Origin of the sequence: Cupriavidus basilensis (assembly GCF_000832305.1) — a bacterium.
Taxonomy (GTDB): Bacteria; Pseudomonadota; Gammaproteobacteria; order Burkholderiales; family Burkholderiaceae; genus Cupriavidus; species Cupriavidus basilensis_F.
The window spans coordinates 3,301,174-3,321,797 of sequence record NZ_CP010536.1; the positions used below are offsets into that span (position 1 = coordinate 3,301,174).

The 20,624-nt window shown below is 67.5% G+C and carries 21 protein-coding genes; 12 read left to right on the forward strand and 9 right to left on the reverse strand.

The window, feature by feature from the left end:
- Nucleotides 1-89: 89 nt before the first annotated feature.
- Entirely contained in the window at nucleotides 90-638 is a 549-nt protein-coding gene (locus tag RR42_RS15250; protein WP_043348422.1) for a YaeQ family protein, read from the forward strand.
- 96 nt (nucleotides 639-734) lie between these two features.
- On the forward strand, nucleotides 735-1,082 hold the full coding sequence (locus RR42_RS15255; protein WP_006162999.1) for an FKBP-type peptidyl-prolyl cis-trans isomerase: 348 nt from the start codon (nucleotides 735-737) through the stop codon (nucleotides 1,080-1,082).
- A 120-nt stretch (nucleotides 1,083-1,202) separates the two neighbouring features.
- Here the strand turns inward: RR42_RS15255 and RR42_RS15260 are convergent, their stop codons facing one another.
- Nucleotides 1,203-1,523, reverse strand: coding sequence for a hypothetical protein (locus tag RR42_RS15260; RefSeq protein WP_043348426.1), 321 nt, complete (start codon nucleotides 1,521-1,523; stop codon nucleotides 1,203-1,205).
- A 99-nt stretch (nucleotides 1,524-1,622) separates the two neighbouring features.
- Nucleotides 1,623-2,507 carry a DUF1223 domain-containing protein gene (locus tag RR42_RS15265; protein ID WP_144409827.1) on the reverse strand — a complete coding sequence of 295 codons (885 nt, stop codon included), beginning with the start codon at nucleotides 2,505-2,507 and terminating at the stop codon, nucleotides 1,623-1,625.
- A gap of 125 nt (nucleotides 2,508-2,632) precedes the next feature.
- On the opposite strand from RR42_RS15265, the gene RR42_RS15270 reads away from it, so the two are divergent.
- Both RR42_RS15270 and RR42_RS15275 read left to right on the forward strand, forming a co-directional pair.
- Entirely contained in the window at nucleotides 2,633-3,337 is a 705-nt protein-coding gene (locus RR42_RS15270; protein WP_043352181.1) for a gamma-glutamylcyclotransferase, read from the forward strand.
- Between the two features lie 16 nt (nucleotides 3,338-3,353).
- The gene (locus tag RR42_RS15275) at nucleotides 3,354-4,157 is read left to right on the forward strand and encodes an ankyrin repeat domain-containing protein (RefSeq protein ID WP_082054912.1); all 804 of its coding nucleotides are present in this window, start codon (nucleotides 3,354-3,356) and stop codon (nucleotides 4,155-4,157) included.
- Nucleotides 4,158-4,214: 57 nt separating this feature from the next.
- Here RR42_RS15275 and RR42_RS15280 read toward each other — a convergent pair whose 3' ends face one another.
- The gene (locus tag RR42_RS15280) at nucleotides 4,215-5,930 is read right to left on the reverse strand and encodes a long-chain fatty acid--CoA ligase (RefSeq protein WP_043348430.1); all 1,716 of its coding nucleotides are present in this window, start codon (nucleotides 5,928-5,930) and stop codon (nucleotides 4,215-4,217) included.
- A gap of 260 nt (nucleotides 5,931-6,190) precedes the next feature.
- Between RR42_RS15280 and trxA the strand changes: the two genes are divergently transcribed.
- Together trxA and RR42_RS15290 are read left to right on the forward strand one after the other, a co-directional pair.
- The gene (gene trxA / locus RR42_RS15285; RefSeq protein ID WP_043348433.1) at nucleotides 6,191-7,036 is read left to right on the forward strand and encodes a thioredoxin; all 846 of its coding nucleotides are present in this window, start codon (nucleotides 6,191-6,193) and stop codon (nucleotides 7,034-7,036) included.
- 65 nt (nucleotides 7,037-7,101) lie between these two features.
- Complete coding sequence (locus RR42_RS15290; protein ID WP_043348437.1) at nucleotides 7,102-7,491, forward strand: cupin domain-containing protein; 390 nt, start codon at nucleotides 7,102-7,104, stop codon at nucleotides 7,489-7,491.
- Nucleotides 7,492-7,496: 5 nt separating this feature from the next.
- On the opposite strand, the gene RR42_RS15295 is transcribed toward RR42_RS15290, so the two are convergent.
- Nucleotides 7,497-7,946: a bacteriohemerythrin gene (locus RR42_RS15295; protein WP_043348441.1), complete on the reverse strand. Its 450-nt coding sequence runs from the start codon at nucleotides 7,944-7,946 to the stop codon at nucleotides 7,497-7,499.
- A 157-nt stretch (nucleotides 7,947-8,103) separates the two neighbouring features.
- Here RR42_RS15295 and RR42_RS15300 point away from each other — a divergent pair, with 157 nt between their 5' ends.
- Nucleotides 8,104-8,682 carry an AAA family ATPase gene (locus RR42_RS15300; protein WP_043348445.1) on the forward strand — a complete coding sequence of 193 codons (579 nt, stop codon included), beginning with the start codon at nucleotides 8,104-8,106 and terminating at the stop codon, nucleotides 8,680-8,682.
- 16 nt (nucleotides 8,683-8,698) lie between these two features.
- Here RR42_RS15300 and tcdA read toward each other — a convergent pair whose 3' ends face one another.
- Nucleotides 8,699-9,598, reverse strand: coding sequence for a tRNA cyclic N6-threonylcarbamoyladenosine(37) synthase TcdA (tcdA, locus tag RR42_RS15305; protein ID WP_236701918.1), 900 nt, complete (start codon nucleotides 9,596-9,598; stop codon nucleotides 8,699-8,701).
- Nucleotides 9,599-9,786: 188 nt separating this feature from the next.
- Between tcdA and RR42_RS15310 the strand changes: the two genes are divergently transcribed.
- The 5 genes from RR42_RS15310 (at nucleotide 9,787) to RR42_RS15330 (ending at nucleotide 16,808) form a co-directional block, all read left to right on the forward strand.
- Nucleotides 9,787-12,045 (forward strand): AsmA family protein, encoded by a 2,259-nt coding sequence (locus RR42_RS15310; RefSeq protein ID WP_043348448.1) that lies wholly within the window; start codon nucleotides 9,787-9,789, stop codon nucleotides 12,043-12,045.
- Nucleotides 12,046-12,339: 294 nt separating this feature from the next.
- Entirely contained in the window at nucleotides 12,340-13,533 is a 1,194-nt protein-coding gene (locus tag RR42_RS15315) for an MFS transporter (RefSeq protein ID WP_043348451.1), read from the forward strand.
- Nucleotides 13,534-13,672: 139 nt separating this feature from the next.
- Complete coding sequence (gene pdxH / locus RR42_RS15320; protein ID WP_043348454.1) at nucleotides 13,673-14,311, forward strand: pyridoxamine 5'-phosphate oxidase; 639 nt, start codon at nucleotides 13,673-13,675, stop codon at nucleotides 14,309-14,311.
- Between the two features lie 170 nt (nucleotides 14,312-14,481).
- Complete coding sequence (locus tag RR42_RS15325) at nucleotides 14,482-15,714, forward strand: SAM-dependent methyltransferase (protein ID WP_043348456.1); 1,233 nt, start codon at nucleotides 14,482-14,484, stop codon at nucleotides 15,712-15,714.
- An 8-nt stretch (nucleotides 15,715-15,722) separates the two neighbouring features.
- Nucleotides 15,723-16,808: a DUF72 domain-containing protein gene (locus RR42_RS15330; RefSeq protein ID WP_043348459.1), complete on the forward strand. Its 1,086-nt coding sequence runs from the start codon at nucleotides 15,723-15,725 to the stop codon at nucleotides 16,806-16,808.
- A 16-nt stretch (nucleotides 16,809-16,824) separates the two neighbouring features.
- Here RR42_RS15330 and msrA read toward each other — a convergent pair whose 3' ends face one another.
- The 4 genes from msrA to RR42_RS15350 all read right to left on the reverse strand — a co-directional run bounded on the left by msrA (nucleotide 16,825) and on the right by RR42_RS15350 (nucleotide 20,580).
- Nucleotides 16,825-17,367, reverse strand: a complete 543-nt coding sequence (gene msrA / locus RR42_RS15335) for a peptide-methionine (S)-S-oxide reductase MsrA (RefSeq protein ID WP_043348462.1) — start codon at nucleotides 17,365-17,367, stop codon at nucleotides 16,825-16,827.
- A 50-nt stretch (nucleotides 17,368-17,417) separates the two neighbouring features.
- Nucleotides 17,418-17,693 (reverse strand): hypothetical protein, encoded by a 276-nt coding sequence (locus tag RR42_RS15340; protein WP_043348464.1) that lies wholly within the window; start codon nucleotides 17,691-17,693, stop codon nucleotides 17,418-17,420.
- Nucleotides 17,694-17,785: 92 nt separating this feature from the next.
- Complete coding sequence (locus RR42_RS15345) at nucleotides 17,786-19,339, reverse strand: class I adenylate-forming enzyme family protein (RefSeq protein ID WP_043348468.1); 1,554 nt, start codon at nucleotides 19,337-19,339, stop codon at nucleotides 17,786-17,788.
- Nucleotides 19,336-20,580: an acyl-CoA dehydrogenase family protein gene (locus RR42_RS15350; RefSeq protein ID WP_043348471.1), complete on the reverse strand. Its 1,245-nt coding sequence runs from the start codon at nucleotides 20,578-20,580 to the stop codon at nucleotides 19,336-19,338. Before RR42_RS15350 ends, RR42_RS15345 begins: the two co-directional genes overlap by 4 nt.
- Nucleotides 20,581-20,624: the final 44 nt, after the last annotated feature.

Below are 20,624 nucleotides of genomic sequence, written 5' to 3' on the forward strand. Positions count from 1 at the left end.
CTTGAAAGTCCGGCGCGAGATCGCCCTGCCCGATTCACGTATGATGCGGCCTTTCGCTTCTCGCAGCCTTTGCCGCCCCCGCTTCCTTCATGGCTCTTAAATCCACCATCTACAAGGCCGAACTGTCCGTCTCCGACATGGATCGGCCCTACTACGGCAGCCACGCCCTGACTATTGCCAAGCACCCGTCGGAGAACGACGCGCGCATGATGGTGCGGCTGCTGGCCTTTGCCTGCGAAGCCAGCGACACCTTGACCTTCACCCGCGGCCTGGACGAGCCCGACGAGCCGGACCTGTGGGAAAAGACCCTCACTGGCGACATCGCACACTGGATCGAGCTGGGCCAGCCCGACGAATCGCGCCTGAAGCGCGCCGCGGCCCGTGCCGATCGCGTCACCGTGTTCACCTACAATGGTGCGAGCGCGCGTGAATGGTGGAAGGGCATGGCCGGCAAGGCGGGCAAGCTGCGCAACGTGACCATTTACAATGTGCCGGCCGAGGCGGTGGAAGCACTTGCCGCCCTGGCCCAGCGCGCCATGCGGCTGTCGGTGACGATCCAGGATAGCGAGATCTGGGTCAGCGACGACGACCACAACGTCCGCATCACGCTCGAAGTCCTGCAACAGCCCGCGGGCTGAGCCAAACCCGTTCAACCAATCCGCCCGGTGCGGCCGGCTTGCCGCCAGCCTCACCGAACCCGTGACCCTCGCTGATACAGCACAAGGAAGCCATCCATGAATACCACTCCCTCCGGCCTGCAATTTGAAGACACCGTCACCGGCGAAGGCGCCGAAGCCACGGCAGGCAAGCATGTCACGGTGCACTACACCGGCTGGCTCTACGAGAACGAGCAAGCCGGCCGCAAGTTCGACTCGAGCAAGGACCGCAACGACCCGTTCGTGTTCCCGCTGGGCGCCGGCCACGTCATCCGCGGCTGGGATGAAGGCGTGCAAGGCATGAAGGTTGGCGGCACCCGCCGCCTGGTGATCCCGGCCGAGCTGGGCTACGGCGCGCGCGGCGCGGGCGGCGTGATCCCGCCCAACGCCACGCTGCTGTTCGAAGTGGAACTGCTGGCAGTCTGATCGCCTGGCCGCCGCTGCGGCGGCGGCCGGGCGCATCCATCCGCACCTTGCGCGGAAGGGACAAGAAAGAGGGGCGCCCACGGGCGCCCCTCCTTGCATTGCGCTGCCGACAGGCCGCGATCAGAAACTGATCGCGGCGTTGCCCACGTCGACCCGGACCTTGTCGCGGTCCAGCAGGCGGGCGGCATGGCGGGCGTAGTCCTGGGCCCACGCGGCATCGCCGCTGAAGCGCTGCTCGCCGGAGAACTTGGCCACGCTGAGGATCTTGTCGATCACCAGCACTTTGCCGACCGGACTGGAGGCCTGGCAATCGAGCTCGGCGTACTCGCGGTCGAACCAGCGCCAGCCAGCATCCTCGGTGACCGCCGCCAACTCTGCGTCGCCAATGGTGAAGCCAAATTCCTTGCCGGTACCGAAAACTACCGTGAGCGTGCGCGCCATAGCCTGTTCTCCTGGTTGATGCCCCATTGTAAAGACATAGCAGGTGATACCGCCACCTTGCCCAGCAGATAGTGCCAGTCCGCGACAGGAATCCCTGCGTCACCGGGGCAGTTCGCAGCGCGGCGCCAGCACCGCCTGCGCCACCTCGGCGCCGGGCTGCTGCGCGAAGGCAACCCAGGCCAGCTTGCGCGGGTCGGCCCCGGTTGGCAACGGCACGCTGCCCGACCAGGCCAGCCCCTCGGCCGGCACCGTGAAGGGGCCCAGCCAGAGCCGCACGACACGCTCGTGACGCAGCGTGGCGCCTTGATTCTCGCCGGCCTTCACCGACGACACCAGCCCGTCCTCGACCAGCGCGGCATAGGCCTGCAGTGGCCCGGAGCGGGCCGCCGGTGTCACGTTCAGCGCGACCTGCGCTTGCCCGGCGGAGAGCGCCTGCCAGCCCAGCCGAAGCGAGGCGCCGGGCGCTTGCGCGTTGATCTCGGCGACGCGCGCCGCGACCTCGCCTGCGTCGTGCCAGCGGCGCTGCTCGCGCGCGCCGACAAACACCTCGGGCGTATATACGGTATGACTGCCGACCGCGCCCGCCAGCGTGCGCTGGCGAGCGGTGAACACCGGGCTGGCAAAGCGGTCGCGCCAGCCCAGGCTGTCCCAGTAGTCGACGTGCAGCGCCAGCGCCTGCGAGGCCGGCAACCGAGCGGCCTGCGTGCCGAGCCAGTGATCGGCCGGCGGACAGCTGCTACAGCCCTCCGACGTGTAGAGCTCGATCAGCGCTAGCCGCTGGGGTGGGCTGTCATGCAGGCACGCGGCCGGCACGGCGCTGGCCGCTGCGCGCACCGGGCCGGCCAGCGCGGCGAGCATCAGCATCGGCGCCCAGCGCATTGGCCAAGATCTGGGCTTGCAGGATTTACGCGCAGGGGTGCGCGGCCCGGCTGCCCGTTGCGCGATGGCATCGGCCTGAGCCGATTGTTTGAGATACTTGTGCATGCTGGACCTCCGAAGGCTGCCTGACCGTTGTCAGTCGCATACAGCCTGCCGGACCTTACAGACATTTCTGCGTGCCATGTGGTTTCCATGCCGCCTGCCACGCAGCTTTGGATTATGCTTGCATCATGGCCATCACCCGACAAGATCTCGAAACAGATCGGCTGCGTGCTTCTCTTTGCAGCACGCCGGTGGCTTCCTCGCTACTTCCCGAAGAAGCTTTCGAGCGTTCTCTGCGCGCGACGCTGGACCAGCGGCCGGATACGCCTGGGCTGGCCGGCGATGTCCTGCTGTTCGGCTATGGCTCGCTGATCTGGAACCCGATGGTGATACACACGGACCGCCAGCTGGCTACCGTGCATGGCTACCACCGCGGCTTCTACCTGTACTCGCGCATCAACCGCGGCACCTGGGACGACCCGGGCCTGGTGCTCGCGCTGGACCGCGGCGGCTCGTGCCAGGGCGTCGTCTTCCGCATCCCCCATCACATGATCGAGCAGGAATTCCGCCTGCTGTGGCGCCGCGAGATGCTGACCGGCGCCTACCACCCCCGCTGGCTCAATGTGAAGATGAACGGCAGCCCGCGGCAGCGCGCCCTGGCCTTCGTGATGAACCGCGGGCACGAAGCCTATGCCGGACGCTTGCCGGACGACCGCGTGGTGGCCTGCCTGCGCCACGCCTGTGGCCTGTATGGCCCGGCCCGCGAGTACCTGCAACAGACGCTGCTTGGCCTTGCCACCAACGGGGTCGACGATCCCTACCTGGGCCGGCTCTGGCGCCGGCTGCAGGATACGGATGCCACGGCCGCACAGGCTGTCAGCGAACCCGCCTGACCCAGGATCGACCAGGATGCCACGCCCTGCTGCCCGCCCCCGCCGACTGGTGCTTGCTGAAGTGCTGGGGCTGACCGGCTTGCTGATGGGCGGCGCGCTGCTGGCCGGCCCCGGCGGATCGACGCTGGCCGCGCGCCCTGCCGGCAACGGCCCGGCCCAGTCATCGCCGCGCTCGCACGGGCAAGGCGCCGCGGGCTCCGCCGCTGCCGCGCACGATAGCGTTGGCGGGCTCGACCGCAATCTCCTTGCCGCGGCAACGCTGGGAGATCTCGAACTGGTCAAGCGCTTGCTGGCTTCGGGCGCTTCCGCCCAGGCCGCCGACGAACGCGGCCGCAGTGCCTTGCTGGTGGCGGTCTACAGCCGCCATACCGAGGTTGCCAAGGCACTGGTGGCGGCCGGCGCCGATGTCAACCGCAAGGACATGGAATCCAACAGCCCCTTCCTGCTGGCCGCGGCCACCGGGCAGCTTGAGCTGGTGCAGCAGGCACTGGCGCATGGCGCCGATCTCAACAGCACGGACAGCTACGACAACACCGCCCTGATCGCCGCGTGCGAGCATGGCAATACCGAAGTGGTGAAGGTGTTGTTGAAAGCCGGCGTGGCGGTCGACCATATCAATCGCCAGGGCTGGACCGCGTTGCTGGAGACCATCGTCATGGGCGATGGCAGCGCGCGGTATGAAGACACCGTGCAGTTGCTGCTGGATGCGGGCGCGGACGCCAACCTTGCCGACCGGGATGGCACCACCCCGACCCGGCACGCCCGCGAGCGCAGCTACAAGACCATGGTGAAGATGCTGGTGCGCGTGCGCGGGCACTGACGCGGGCACGGATGTGCCCGCGCATCCCGCTGACGCAACGCTATCCGCTCAGGCCACTCAGGCCGCCGGCTTCGACTCCGCGCTGCGCGCGTTCTCGCTTTCCTGCAGCGCGCGCCACATCACCTTGCCCGTGCCCGACTTGGGCAGCGCGTCGACAAACTCCACCACGCGAGGGTACTTGTAGGCCGCCATGTTTTCCTTGGCCCATTCGATGATTTCCTCGGGCGTGGTCTTGCCCTTGGCATGCGTCTTGAGCACCACCACCGCCTTCACGGTTTCGCCCCGATAGGCATCGCGCGTGCCGATGATGCAGGCCTCTTGCACGTCGGGATGCTTGTACAGCAGGTTCTCCACCTCTGCCGGCCACACCTTGAAGCCCGACGCGTTGATCATGCGCTTGAGCCGGTCGGTGATGAAGTAGTAGCCCTCTTCGTCCATGCGGCCCAGATCGCCGGTGCGGAAGTAGGTCTTGCCATCGAACTCGATGAAGGCATCGCGCGTGGCATCCGGCTTGCCCCAGTAGCCCTTGAACACCTGCGGGCCGCACACGATGATCTCGCCAGTCTCGTTGAGCGCCACTTCCTTGAGCGTGACCGGATCGATCACGCGCGCGTCGGTATTGAAGGTGGGCACGCCCAGGCACTGCAGCTTGGGGCGGTCGACCGGATTGCTGTGGGTCGGCGCCATGGTCTCGGACAGGCCATAGCCTTCAACGTAGTTAAGGCCGAACTGCTGCTTCAGGCGCTGCGCTACCGCCTGCGGCATGGCCGCGCCGCCGCCGCCGATATAGCGCAGGCTCGACAGGTCGAACTGGTCCAGGTTCGGGCTGCCCAGGAAGTCGATCACCATGGTCGGGATATTGGTCCAGTGCGTGATCTGGAAGCGCGAGATCAGCCGGCCCGCGACTTCGCGGTCCCAGCGCGGCAGCATCACCACGGTAGCGCCGCTGTAGATCGGGCCGTTCATGCCGTACTGCATGCCGGTCACGTGGAACAGCGGCAGCACCGCCAGGATCGTCGATTCGGCGCCGCTGCCGCTCCAAATGCCGCCGCCGATCGCGTTATGCATGACGGAGCGGTGGGTGTGGATGCAACCCTTGGGAAAGCCGGTGGTGCCCGAGGTATAGGGCATCACCGCCATATCGTCCGGGCCCGCGGTATGCGGCCCAGGCACCAGTTGCGCGGCAAGCGCATCGGCCCAGGGGGTGGCGCCGGCCGGCAGCGGATGCTGTGTGGTCAGCCAGGCGCCCGGCGCGTCTTCGGGGTTCTCGTAGCTGGCCGGCAGCGCATCGCTGTATTGCGTGACCAGCAGGTGCTGCAGGCGCTGCTCGGGCGGCAACTCGTTATTGGCCTGCTCGGCGCCCATGGCCAGATCCGCGCTGCAGATCGCCACGCTGGCCTGCGCGTCAGTGATGTAGTGCTTGAACTCCTCAGTCCTGTTCATCGGATTGACCGGCACGACCACGGCATCCGCGCGCAGGATCGCGTAATAGGCAATGATGAACTGCGGGCAGTTCTGCATATACAGCAGCACCCGGTCGCCCTTCTTCACGCCGGCCTTTTGCTGCAGCCAGCCCGCCATGGCGCTGGCCTGGGCTTCCAGCGCCCGGAAGGTGATGGCGTTGCCGAAATACCGGATGGCCGCCTTGTCGGCGTAGCGATGGGCGGAGACCACCAGGTTGTACCAGAGCGACGTCTCCGGCAGCACGATCTTGGTGGGCGCGCGCTTGGGCCAGAACTGGAAATGCGGGCGCGCGGGCTGGGGGGTCTGCATAAAGGTCTCCTGTGCGGTCTATCCGACCTGGTCTTGGATGCGAGGCGAGAGATGAATTTGTCGAAACCAACAATCAGTCAAGCAATATAACCGAACGACCGTTCTTTTTTCAATCCATCGCTTACCCTTGCCTGCGCCGGCATCCACGCCGCGCGGCGTGCAAAGGTTGCATTCGGCGGGGCGGTCCCAATATGAAAGAGAAGACGTCGTTGCGCGAGTGGAGCCTTTCGCGCGGGCGTTCCACACTCCGAGGCCAAGCCATGAGCGACGTAACCCTGCAGAATTTTGACGCCGACGTGATCGAGACGTCGCGCCACATCCCCGTGCTGGTGGATTTCTGGGCACCGTGGTGTGGCCCTTGCCGCACCTTGGGGCCGATGCTGGAAAAGCTTGAGGGCGAAGCGGCCAGCAAATGGCGGCTGGCCAAGGTGAACGTGGATGAGAACCAGGAGCTGGCATCGCATTTCGGCGTGCGCAGCATTCCCCACGTGGTGGCGTTCGCCGATGGCCAGGCGGTGGACCAGTTCATCGGCGTGCTGCCGGAATCCGGGCTGCGCGAGTTTATTGCCCGGGTAATGCCCGACCCGGGCAGGGTGGCCCTGCGTGCTGCCCGCGACGCTGCCGGCGCGGGCGACCGCGAGGCGGCCAGGTCGGCGTTCCAGGCGGCACTGGCGTTCGATCCTGGCTTCGATGCCGCTCGCCTTGAATACATCGGCTTCCTGCTGGACGAGGATGCGCTGGACCAGGCCCAGCCGGAGTTCGGCATGTTGTCTCCCAACGCGGCCCAGGAGGACGGCTACGCTGCGCTGCGCACCCGGATCGAGGCCATGCGCGGTGCCTCGGACCTGCCCGACGCGGCGACCCTGGCGGCCCGTGTCGCCGACGCCCCCGGTGACCTGCAGGCGCGGCTGGACCTGGCGCGCGCGCTGATCGCGCATCGGCAATATGAGCCGGCGCTGGAGCAACTGCTGGCCATCGCGCGCACGGATCGCACCTTCGAGGACGATATCGGCCGCACGGCCATGCTGTCGGTATTCAAGCTGATGAGCGACCAGCCCGACGTGGTGTCGCGCTATCGCCGGCTGCTGGCCTCGGCGCTCAATTAAACTGGCGGGTGAACGCGGCGGGCCGGGCCCGCCGTTTTATTTCCCTGCAACCGCCCTGCTCCACCGTGACTGCCTCCCCGCCCCGCCTGATCGACTTCCAGACCGACCCCGAACCGCTTCCGAGCCACGATCGCCCACGCCCGGAACGGCTGGTTGCCGGCAACCCGGACCGCACCACCTGGACGCACTACAGCGCCAGCCAGGGCGATTTCGATTGCGGCATCTGGGCTTGCGAGCCGGGCGCGTGGCGCATTGCGTTTCCGGCTGGCAAGGAGGAGTTTTTCCATGTCATCAGCGGCCGCCTGCGCATCAGCGACGACGCGGGAAACGCCCATGAATTCGGGCCCGGCGACGCCTGCGTGATCCCAGCCGGCTTCACCGGCCTGTTCGAGGTGCTCGAACCGGTGCGCAAGCACTTTGTCGTGCTGGACCGGGCTGCCGCCGACGCAATTTAGGCAATCTAGGCCATCTGGCCCGCCTGCTCCGGCGGCGCCTCGATCAGGCTGAAGCCGTTCTCGCGCATGTGGTTGACCATCATCGCGTCCATCCCCTTCACATGCTGGTCGAACCAGCCGGGCAACTCCGACAAGAGCCGTCGGCCCAGCGCCAGGTCGCCCTCGGCCACCTTGTCGCGCACCGCGCCGGCCACCGCCAGCACCTGCTCGTGCTCGCCGCGGTGGCAATGCTGCGGGCCGAAGGCCATCGCCTCCATCCACGCTTCCTCCTGGCCGAAATGATGGCGGGTATGGTCGATCCACGCGTCCAGGGCTGCCAGGAAGCCCGCATCGTCGGCGCGCGTGGCGGCGTCCAGCAGTTGGACGAATTCGGCGTGGGTGGCATCGGTGACCGGCTCGCCCAGCAGCAGGTCGGGGGCCAGCGTGGCGGTGCCGGTCAAAGAGGAATCGGTCATATCGGGGGGAACAATATCGCGAAAACCGCAAGGATACCGAATCCGCGGCGGCCCGGACTGATCCAGGACAAACCACAGCGCCGCCAAGGACGGCGGCACGCGCAGGGTATGCTCAAGGCTGGCTCCATCACTGCACCAGGCTGATCCCTGGCTTCCCATGCCCCGACTGCTCTTCTTCTGCGGCCATGCCGGCACCGGCAAGACCACCCTGGCCCACCGCCTGATCGGCCCACTGATGCAGGTCACCGGCGAGCCGTTCTGCCTGCTCGACAAGGACACGCTCTACGGCGGATACAGCGCCGCGGCAATGGGCGCGCTGACCGGCGACCCGAACGACCGCGACAGCCCGACCTACCTCAAGTACCTGCGCAATGCGGAATATGATGGCCTGCTGGATACCGCGCGGGAGAACCTCGCCCTGGGCATCAGCGTGATCGTGGTGGGCCCGCTATCGCGCGAGGTGCGCGACCACCTGCTGCACGATCCCAAATGGCTGCGCGTGCCCGCCGGCACCATCGTGCGCACCCTGTGGGTGCACCTGCCGGAGGACGAGGCGCATGCGCGCATCGTCAAGCGCGCCAATCCCAACGATGCCTACAAGCTGGCGCACTGGGACGATTACCGCACCCGGCGCTTCATGCCCGAGCCAGCGCAGTACCCCGAGTTGGCCTACTTCGACAATACGGCGCCGGACGACGCCGCGCTGAACGCGCTGCTGGCCACGCTCGCGGCGTAGCCAGCCGCCGCGATGCTCATTCCGGCGCCGTGGAAACGTCCGGCGCCGTGAGGGCGGCCAGCACGCTGGACGCCGCCACCATGCCGAACACCGCGGTGACCGCCACCGAGGAGCCGAAGCCGGCGCAGGCCAGCCCCTGCGGGCCGGCCGAGGCGCCTGGCGCGGCTTGCGGGGCCTCGTCGATCTCGCAGGACTGCTGCTCGGGCTCCGGATAGCGCAGCGGCTCGTCGGAGAAGACCGCGTCGATGCCGAACTTGCGCTTGGGGTTGCGCGGCCAGCCCCAGTCCTTGCGCAGGGTGGAGCGCACCTTGGCCAGCAGCGGATCCTGCACGGTGCGGGAGAAATCCACCACGCGGATGCGGGTCGGGTCGAGCTGGCCGCCGGCGCCGCCGCAGGTGATGATGCGCCGGCCCACGCGGCGTGCCCAGCCCAGCATGGCGATCTTGACCTTGACCGAGTCGATCGCATCAATGATGTAGTCGTGCCCGTCGAGCAGTTCGACCAGATTCTCCGGGGTCACGAAATCGTCCACCTCGGTCACCCGGCAGCGCGGGTTGATCTGCACCATGCGCTCCGCCATGGCCTGCACCTTGGCGCGGCCATAGGCGTCGCCCAGCGCGTGGATCTGGCGGTTGGTATTGGACACCGCGATATGGTCCAGATCGATCAGCGTGACACGGCCGACCGCATTGCGCGCCAGCGCCTCGGCTGCCCAGCTGCCCACCCCGCCGATGCCGACCACGCAAACGCTGGCCGCCTCCAGCCGCGCCAGGCCCGCCGCTCCATACAGGCGCGCCACGCCACCGAAGCGCCGGTGGTAGTCGTCATCCTCCGGGCTCTCGTGGGTAAGGGCCGGCGGCAGTTGCGCCAGCTCCGGTTCCGGCTGGGTGGAGGTTGCGGGGACGGAGTTGCTCATTTCTACGCTCGAAGCTGGCTGAATTGGAGGACACTGCGGGGGAAAAGCGCGCGTTGCCGCACCTTGTCAGCCAGGCGCCGACAGGGGAGCGGGGCGCGCAACTATACAATACCCATAGCAGTGGTTCGACCGCCGCATTGTCTCGCAGAGCGCGCACGGCTGCCGGCGCCAACCAGGAAACCGATCCCATGCCCCTGCGCCGCAAGGCCGTTCTCTGGAGTGTACTGACACCGCTGGCGCTGATCGCGGCGCTTGTCGTGATCATTCTGACCTTCGACTGGAATCGCCTCAAGCCGTGGCTGAACCAGAAGGTCACCGAGGCCATCGGCCGGCCCTTTGCCGTCAATGGGGACCTCACCCTGACCTGGCGCAGCGCCGAAGGCGAGACCGGTTGGCACACCTGGGTCCCCTGGCCACGCCTGTCTGCCCGGGACATCACCGTCGGCAACCCGGAATGGGCACAGGAGGCCAACTTTGCCACCGTGCGCGAATTGATCTTCGTGCTACGCCCGCTGCCCCTGCTCTCCCACCAGATCTCGATCACCAGCATTACCGTCGACAGCCCGGCGGTCTGGCTGGAGCGGCTGGCCGACCAGCGCAACAACTGGACCTTCGTCACGCCCACCAGCAAGGCGCCATCGCCATGGCGGCTCGACATCGGCGAGATCTCGCTGGCGCGTGGCGACCTGGCGCTGAACGACCAGGCAATGAAGATTGAGCTGCAGGCGCGCCTGGACACCATCGGCGACGCCGCCCTCTATGACAAGACCCGCGACGGCGCCCTGATCGCGCCCCCGGAATCCGCCACGGTTGGCCAGCCCGGCGGCGCTGGCGCCGCCGGCAACGCCAGCCAGCGCTATGGCCTGCGCTGGAAGGCCACGGGACGCTACAACCAGGCCACCATCAACGCCACCGGCAAGGCCGGCACCGTGCTGAGCCTGCGCGACACCCAGGCCCCCTTCCCGCTGCAGGCCGATGTGCGGGTGGGCAACACCCGCGCGGTCGTGGAGGGCACGCTGACCAACCCCGCCCACCTGGGCGCGCTCGACATGCACCTGCAGCTGTCCGGCGACAATATGGCCAAGCTGTACGCGCTGACCGGCATCGTGCTGCCGAGCACCCCGCCCTACGAGACCCGCGGCCGGCTGGTTGCCACCTTGCGCAAAGGTGCTTCCGTGTACCGGTACGACAAGTTTTCCGGACGCGTCGGTGGCAGCGACCTGAACGGCTCGCTCACCTACACGCAGCGCCAGCCACGCGCCCTGCTGTCGGGCGAACTGGAATCGAAGCAACTGCGTTTCGAGGACCTGGCCCCGCTGATCGGTGCGGACGCCAAGCCCGGGCAGGCGGCATCCGACAGCACAGTGCGCCAGCCCGCCGACAAGGCGCTGCCAGTGGCGCCGTTCCGCACCGAGCGCTGGGACAGCATCGACGCCGACGTGAAGTTCACCGGCAAGCGCATCATCCGCACCGCCGACCTGCCGGTCACCGACCTCGTCACCCACCTCAAGCTCGATGACGGCGTGCTGACGCTGGACCCGCTGAACTTTGGCGTGGCAGGCGGCAACCTGATGTCGTCGCTGCAGCTCAACGGCAAGCGCGAGCCGCTCGCCGCCACCATCGACATGAAAGCGCGCCACCTCCAGCTCAAGCAACTGTTCCCGAAGTTCGAGTCGATGCGCGCCAGCGTGGGTGAGGTCAACGGCAGCGCCAAGCTGAGCGCCACCGGCAACTCGGTGGCGGCCTTGTTGGGCTCGTCCAATGGCGAGGCCAAGCTGCTGGTGGAAAACGGCACGGTCAGCAAGTTCCTGCTCGAGGCGATGGGCCTGAACGTGGGCAGCGTGGTGATCTCCAAGCTGTTCGGTGACAAGCCGGTGCAGATCCATTGCGGCGTCAGCGATTTCAGCTTCACCAACGGCGTGGCGCGCTCGCGCGTCTTCGTCATCGACACCCAGGACGCCGTGATCGACACCAGCGGTGCCATCGACCTTGGCAGCGAGCGGCTAGCGCTCACCGTGCGGCCGGATTCCAAGGGACTGCGCGTCTTCTCGCTGCGCTCGCCGCTCTATGTGGGCGGCACGCTGAAGAAGCCCTCGGTCAGCCCGGACATCGGCGTGCTGGCCTTGCGCGCCGGCGGCGTGGTGGCACTGGCGCTGGTCGCGCCGGTGGCCACGGCAGTCCTGCCCCTGATCGATCTATCGACTGCGCCCGACAGCCAGTGCGGCAAGCTGCTCGCGGAGATTCGCAAGCGCCCGACCGCGCCGCCGCCAGGGCAGGCCTACCGCGACCCGAAGACCGGCAAGACCAGCCGGCCGGCCGGCCCTGCCCCTTCGCCGGACGTGCAGGCCGCGCCGGCCGCCTCGGCACCGGTCAAGCCCGCTGCACCGTCGCGCCCCGGCGCACCCGATCGGCCAGCGCCAGGCAATTCGCTCTATCAGGGCGGCTGACCGGCGGTGCGCCGCCCGGTTGCAGGCCGGGCGCTACCTGTTTGCGACACCTTGCGACACCCCTTCCGCCGTCGACGCAATTACGCAACACTTTGGTGCGTTGCAGCGCAAGGCATCGTTGTGCATCGCCCACATTCGGCCGCATAATTAAACGGCCATTTACAACGACGTTTCCAATACATGGCGTGAAGCGGATGTCCGGCTCCGATGCATTTCGAGGCTGGCATCCTTCTCAGGGTGCGGCTTCGGCCGCACTTGTTTTTCCCGATTTTCCCTCCAGCCCCCGCCCCCTGCATGACGCCGCTACATGCCACCGTCCCGCCGATCAGCTGCCTGATCGCACTAACGGTGTGCAACCACGTAGCCTTCAATGCCAGCCGCGTCGTGGTTTCACTGTTTGCCCTCTCGCTCAAAGCGTCGACCGTCACGCTCGGCATCCTGATGTCGCTCTATGCGTTGCTGCCGATGCTGCTGGCGATCCATGCCGGCAAGCGCATCGACGAGATCGGGCCGCGCAAGCCGATGACCGCGGGGTCATTGATGGTGGTCGCGGGCACGCTGCTGCCGGCGGTGTGGCCGGGCATCACGGCGCTCTACCTTTCCTGCGCGCTGATCGGCATCGGCTTCATGCTGGTGCAGGTCGCCATGCAGTTGCTGATCGGGCAGATTTCCACCGATGGCACGCGGCTGCGCAACTACACGCTCCAGGCGCTGGGATTCTCGTTCTCCGGCACGCTGGGCCCGGTGATGATGGGCTATGTGATCGAGCGCGCTGGCTACCGCCCGGCATTCTTTGTGCTGGTGGCGGTGGCGGCCGCAGGGCTGGCCGGCCTGTACTTCATGCGCGGGCGGCTGCCGGCGTACGGCGGGCGCGCTGCGCGCGGCGCCATCGTGGACGGCACCCGCAACTCCACATTGGGCTTGCTTGCCCACCCGGAGTTGCGCGCGGTGTTTATCGCCAGCGCGGTCCTGTCGGCGGCGTGGGACCTGCACGCCTTCCTCATTCCCATCCAGGGCACCCGGGTTGGCCTTTCGCCGTCGTCGGTAGGCTGGGTGCTGGGCGCCTTCGCCATTGCCACCTTCGCCATCCGCGTGGCAATGCCGCTGGTGTCGCGCCGGCTCTCGGAGTGGAAGGTGATTCGGGTCGCGCTGCTGGTCGGGGCGGTAGCCTACCTGCTCTACCCCTTCGCGGCCGAGTTCTGGCTGATGTGCTGCCTGGCCTTCGTGCTGGGCCTGGCGCTCGGCAGCGCCCAGCCCAACGTCATGAACATCCTGCACACGGCCTCGCCCACCGGGCGCGCCGGCGAGGCCCTGGGATTGCGCTCGGCCGTGCTCAATACCAGCCAGGTGGTGTGGCCGCTGACCTTTGGCGTAGTCGGCACGGCGCTTGGCATGCTGCCGATTTTCCTGTCGATGGCAGGGGCGATGGGCGTGGCCGGCTATTACTCGCGCGGCCAGGCCCGCAAGCTGCCCCAGCCGCCGGCCTGAGGCGCCCACGGCATCGCGCATGAGTTGCTCAGGCGCAAATGCGGTTCGCTGCGCTTTCGCTATACTCAAATCAAACAGGCCGCTGGCGCCGTGCATGCTTGCCCCGCGCGCGGCCTGCTGACTCGATACCTGATCCGACATGACCCAACTCGCCGACCTCCGCCGCACCTACGTACTCGGATCGCTGTCCGAATCCGACGTGGCGCCCGATCCCATCAGCCAGTTCCAGCGCTGGTTCGATGAAGCCATCCACGCCAAGCTCCCCGAACCCAATGCCATGACGCTGGCCACCGTCGACGCCGACGGCCAGCCCTCGGCACGCATTGTGCTGCTTAAGGCCATGGACACCCAGGGCTTTACGTTCTTCACCAACTACGAAAGCCGCAAGGGCCTGGACCTTGCCGCCAACCCGCGCGCGGCGCTGCTGTTCCACTGGGTGCAGCTGGAGCGCCAGGTGCGCGTGGAAGGACGCGTTGAAAAAGTTACCGATAGCGAGAGCGATGCTTACTACGCGACGCGTCCGCTCGGCTCGCGCCTCGGGGCATGGGCCTCGGAGCAGAGCCGCGAGGTGGCGGACCGCACGGTGCTGGAGCAGCGCGAAGCGGATTTTCGCGCCAAGTTTGGCGATAACCCGCCGCGGCCGGCGCATTGGGGCGGGTATCGGCTGGTGCCGACCCGCATCGAGTACTGGCAGGGACGCCCGTCGCGCCTGCACGACCGGATCGCCTACCGCCTGGCGCCGGACGGCAGCTGGCAAATCGTGCGTCTGTCGCCCTGAGCGTGGAGCCGCCTGCCGCCAAGGCCGCGCACTGCACAAAATTAGGAATTGTCGTAAAGTGAGTCAGGGGCGCTTTCCGGTTTTGTGAGGAAGCGGCCACCAGGAGCAGGCCCCGCCTGCCCTGTGCTGTAGTTCGAGGAGTGTGCCGCAACCATCAGGAGGGAGGCCGCATGTTTTTCAAGCAAGCACTGGACAAGCAACTGGACCACTGGATCGCCGATCTGCGCGACCGGGCCAATCTCCCTGTGAGGCTGCGGCTATGGAACGGCAACGAGTATCCGCTCGGCCGCTTCGATCATCCCGCGGTGACCCTGACCATACGCGAGGTGGGTGCCCTGCCCCTGCTGCTCACGCCCAGCCTCGACAATCTGGGCGAAGCCTATGTCCAGGAAAAGATCGACCTGGACGGCACGCTCAGCGACATCATCGCCGTGGCTTACCGCTTCTCGGCTGCCGCCAGCGCGCAGGCCGGTGGCGCGCTGGCACGGGTAGCCCAGCATTTCGCCCACACCAAGGCGGCGGACAAGGCCTCGATCCAGTATCACTACGACGTATCCAACGCGTTCTACCGGCTCTGGCTGGACCCGGGCATGGTGTACTCCTGCGCCTACTTCGAGCATGGCAATGAAGACCTTGCCACCGCCCAGCGCAAGAAGATCGACCACATCCTGACCAAGATCCGGCTGCAGCCCGGACAGACCTTGCTCGACGTCGGCTGCGGCTGGGGCGCGCTGGTCATCCGCGCGGCGCAGAAGTTCGGCGCGCGCTGCGTGGGCATCACGCTGTCGCAGAACCAGTTCGACCTGGCGACCGAGCGCGTCAGGCAGGCAGGCCTGTCAGACCGCATCGAAATCCGTTTGCAGGATTACCGCGACACGGCCGGCACTTTCGACCGCATCACCAGCGTCGGCATGTTCGAGCACGTCGGCAAGGACAACCTGCCCGCCTATTTCGGCCGCATGCGGGAGTTGCTCGCCGATGATGGCTTCGCCATGAACCACGGCATCACGTCGCCCGACCCCGACAGCGGCGCCACGCCCATGGACGGCTCCGAGTTCATGGACCGCTACGTATTCCCGCAGGGCGAGCTGCCGCACATCGGCATGGTGCTCAACGCCCTGCAGCGCGGCGGCCTGGAGGCCACCGATGTGGAGTTGATGCGCGGCCACTACCGGCGCACGCTGCAGCATTGGGCGGACAACTTCGAAGCGCAGGGTGATACCATCCGCGCCATGGTGGGCGAGAAGAAATACCGCATCTGGCGTGTCTACCTGGCTGGCTGCGGCCATGCCTTCGATACCGACCAGATGTCGATCTACCAGGTGGTTTGCCACAAGGCCGGCCTCTCGTCGCAGAGCTTGCCCTGGTCGCGCCGCTATATCTACGACAAATCGCTTGACTGAAAATCGGCTTGACTGAAGACCTGTTTGGCGGCCTGCTGGAGCCGCCAGGGGTGGCCGCTGCCGGCAATGCCGCACCACTTGCCGCGGCCACCCCGACCGATGCCGCCGGCGCCAAGCCATCCCGCGGCAAGAGTGTGCTGGCGCCGCCCCCGGACCCTGCCCTGCTCGCGCTGGCCGAACGCCTGCCGGCCGGGCTGCATCTGGGCACATCGTCATGGTCCTATGGCGGCTGGAACGGCCTGGTCTACCAGGGGGAGTACACCGACAGCCTGCTCTCGCGCAAAGGCCTGGCCGCCTACTCGCAGCATCCCTTGCTGCGCGCCGCCGGCATCGACCGCGGGTTCTACGCGCCGATCCCGCTTGCCGATTACCTGGCCTATGCTGCCCAGGTGCCCGCCCACTTCCGCTTCCTGGTCAAGGCGCCTGCCAGCGTTTGCGATCCGTGGCTGCGCACGTCCGAGGGCGCCGGCCGGCTGGCTAACGCCAGCTTCCTTGATGCAGGGATCGCCGCACGCGATTTCGTCGCGCCGGCCACCACGGGCCTCGGCGCCAAGTGCGGGCCTCTGCTGTTCCAGCTTTCCCCGCTAGGCCCGATGGCCACCGACAGCGCCGGCTTCCTGTCGCGGCTCGACGCCTTCCTCGGCGCCCTGCCCGCGCTCGACGCCACCACGACACCGCACGCCTGCTACGCTGTAGAGTTGCGCGATGCCGCCTTGCTCACGCCGCGCTTTATCAAGCTGCTGCGCGCACGCGGCGTGCGTTTCTGCCTGTCCGCGCGCGAGCGCATGCCGCCGGCCGAACGGCAACTGCCGGCACAAGCACTCATGGACGAGGGCGCACCAGGACCGCTGGTGCTGCGGTGGATGTTGCATGCGGGCTTTGCCTACGAGCAAGCCGAGTCCCGCTACGCGCCATTTGACCGGCTGATCGACGAAGACCCGCATACCCGCGCGGTGATCGCCGAGCAGGTGGTGCGCACACTGCGCGCGGGCCAGCCCGCCTATGTGATCGTCAGCAACAAGGCCGAAGGCTCGGCGCCATTGACTTGCGTGCGGCTGGCCGAGGCCATTGCCGAGCGCCTGGAAGCAAGCTGAGCGCAGGCCCGGCGCATCAGCGATTCAGGTAATGCGCGAACTTCTGCCGGAACTTGGCCAGCTTGGGTGAAATCACAAACGAGCAATAGCCCTGGTTCGGGTGGTTCTGGAAGTAATTCTGGTGGCCTTCCTCCGCGCGCCAGTACGGTTGCGTGGGCTCGACCTGCGTCACCAGCGGCGCATCGTAGAGCTTTTGCTCCGTCACTTCCCGCATCACATACTCGGCCATGGCGCGCTGCGGCTCCGTGTTGGTGAAGATCACCGAGCGGTACTGCGTGCCGACATCGTTGCCTTGCCGGTTGAGGGTGGTGGGATCGTGGATGGCAAAGAAGATCTCCAGGATCTCGCGGAACTTGATCACCGTGGGATCGAAGGTCACGCGCACCACTTCGGCGTGCCCGGTGTCGCCGCCGCACACCTGCTCGTAAGTCGGATGGCTTACGTGGCCGCCGGTATAGCCCGACTCCACGGCCCGTACGCCCTTGACTTGCTGGTACACCGCTTCCAGGCACCAGAAGCAACCGCCGCCCAGCGTGGCAATCTCATGCTCGTTGTCCATCTTGATCTCTCCGGCTCATGACAATAGGTAGCATACTCGTTCGCCACCCGTCACGCCGCCGCAGACTGCAATGTGCAATGAACGCCGCGCCTAACGGTTCGGCAAAGCGACCGGCCAGATCGGCGCGGCGCCGCCCCGCGAAACTTCAATGAGGCGCCGATAAGAGCGAACTGGTAGACGCGCTCGCGCGACAAGGCATCCAGGTTCACCAGCTCGATGATCGGTGCGCCCTGCTGCGCCAGCAAATAGGTATGGACCGTGATGCAGTTGCCGGGCAGCGAGCCGGTCAGGGTGCTGCCGGAGCATGCGCTGGCCGGCCGGAGCATCTATACGCTCTATGCCAGCCACCGGCACCTGCAACGGAAGGTGGGCGCGTTCGTGGCGTTCCTGGCCGGGGTTCTACAAGGCCAGCCGGACGCTAGCGCAACGACGCCGCCACCATCGCCCGCAACTGGGGCTTGAGCACCTTGCCAAGCGCGCTCCTGGGCAGGCTGTCCACCAGCACCACCCGCTGCGGCAGCTTGAACCGCGCAATCGACAGCGCCAGCGTTTCACGCAGCGCCTCTGGCGCCAGCGCGGCGCGGTCCGCGCCGGCGGCTGCCACCACGACTGCAACCGGCACCTCGCCCCAGCGCGCGTCCGGCAGCCCCACCACCGCGCAATCCAGCACGCCGGGCAGGCCCAGCAGCGCGTTCTCGATCTCGGCCGGATAGATGTTCTCCCCGCCCGAGATGATCATGTCCTTGCTGCGGCCGACCACCTCGATGCAACCATCGGCATTGCGATGCGCAAGGTCACCCGAGCGAAACCAGCCCTCGCGGAAATCCGGATGCTCCGGCTGCCGCCAGTAACCCTGCATCAGGTTGGCGCCCGCGAGCCAGAGTTCGCCCACGTCGCCGTCGGCGACCGCAATGCCTTGCGCATCGGCTAGCCGCACCTGCACCTCCGGCTGGGGCCAGCCGGCATAGCCGGGCCGGGCCTTGGCCTGGTCCAGCCGCAGCACGACCGATACGGGACCGGTCTCGGTAGCGCCGTAGACCTGCCCGAGCGCGACGCCGCGCGCATGGAAGGCATCGATATACGCGCGGGGAATCGGCGAGGAGCCAGCCATCACGCCGCGCAGCGAAGAGAGGTCCGCGCCTGGCCAGCCGGGATGTTCCAGCACCGCGCGCAGCGTGGCTGGCACCATCAGCGACAGCGTGGGCTGCGCCTGCGCGCACGCATCGAGCCAGGCATCCGGCGCGAAACGCTGGTGCAACGTCACCTGCGCCCCGGCCAGCAATGCCGGCAGCGTCTGGATGCACAAGCCGCCCACATGGAACAGCGGCAGCACGGACAAGACATGGTCGTCCCGCGTCATGCCGTGCGCCCACCAGCTCGCGCGCGCGTTGGCCAGCAAGCCGGCCTGCGTGTGCAGCGCGCCCTTGGGATGGCCAGTGGAGCCGGAGGTGTAGACCAGCAGCAGCGGCGCCTCGCCGGGCGGCTGCGATGGCCTCGGCAGGGGGGTGTCCAGCGGCGCCGGCCGGTCGATCAGGCTATCGATCGGCGCCCGCGCGGCAGGCTCCGGCAGGGCGGCAGCCACCGCCGCCGCAGCCTGCGCGTGCGGCGCATCGTGGAACAGCACGCGGATGCCCGCATGCGCGGCGATGGCGCTCAGCTCCGGCACGGCCAGCCGGAAGTTCAGCGGCACGAAGATGGCCCCGAGCCTTGCGCACGCGAACAGGATGGCGAGCTGCAGATCGTGGTTCAGGCACAGCGTGCCCACGCGATCGCCCGGCTGCACGCCCCAGGTGCCGGCCAGGTGCGCGCAGACGCGTTCCACGCGGCGCCACAGCTTGCCGTAGTCGATGGTATAGCCAAGGCTATGCAGCGCTGGGCGCAGGGGCGCGGCGCTGACATGCGCATGCAGCGTGCGCAGCAGCGCCCCCGGCTCCGGCGTGCCAGCGAACAGCCGGTTGGCGCGCTCGCTCATTCGTCGCGCTCGCCCGACTCGTACAGGGTCTCGCGCCCCATGCGGTCCAGGATCAGCTCGGCGGTCCAGGGCAGCATCAGCGCGCCGCAGCGCGAATCGCGATAGAGCCGCTCCAGCGGCAGGTCCTTTAGCATGGACTGGCCGCCGCAGGTGCGGATCGCCAGCCGGGCGATATCGTTGGCGCCTTCCATCACGCTGTAGTGCGCGGCGTACAGCCGCATGCGCGCATCCTTCCCCGGGCTGGCGCAGGCTTCATGAATCACGCGCCAGAAGATCGAGCGCATGTTCTCCAGCTGGATGCGCATCTGCGCCACCGCGATCTGCTTGGTGGGATACATGCGGCGCTTCACCGGCGGCTGGCCCGGCACTTCGCCGCGCAGGTACTGCACGGTGAAGTCGTATGCGGCCTGCGCCACGCCGAGATAGGTCGGCGAGAGCGTGAAGAACATGGCTGGCCAGGTCTGCGCCGCCTTGTAATAGACGCCACGCGGCATCAGCTGCTCCTGGTCGGCGACGAACACGTCCTTGAGCAGCAGCGTGCGCGACACGGTGCCGCGCATGCCCATCGGGTCCCACTCGCCGGTCACGGTGAGGCCTTCGGCCTTGCCCGGCACCGCGATGTAGAGCGTGTCGCGCATATCGGGCGAATGGTCCGCGCACTCCTCCGTGCAGAGGATGCCGTAGTAGTCCGCGGCGCCCGACAGCGATGCAAAGATCTTGCGGCCATTGAGCACCCAGCCGCCTTCGACCTTGCGCGCGCTGGTGCCGAAGGGCGCGTGCCCGGCGGCGGCGGCCGAGCCCTCCGAGAAGGGCTGAGCGTAGATTGCGCCGTCCTTCACCACGCGCGCAAAGTGCAACTCGCGCCGGGCCTCGTGCTCGGCGCGCTGCTCGGGCGTCATGGCGATGCCGTCGGCCAGCATGCCGGTCCACATGGTGGAGCAGATGTGCATGTTGTAGGTCAGCGCGGTGGCGCCGCAGAAGCGGCCGATCTCCGCGCCCACCATGCAATACGTGGCGAAGTCCGCGCCCTCTCCCCCGAACTCGCGCGGCACGCACAAGGCCAGCAGGCCGGCCTCGCGCAAATCGTCATAGTTGGCAAAGGGGAAGCTGGCCTCGCGGTCCCACTGCGCCGCGCGCGGGGCAAAGCGCTCGCGGCCGAGCCGGTTGGCGAGCGTCAGCAGGCGCTCCTGCGCCTCGGTGAAATCGGCACTGCCGACAGCGGGGATGAAGTCCAGTGGCATGATCGTGTCTCCCGGGCATCGGCCACGCGCGTGGCGATGCCGCG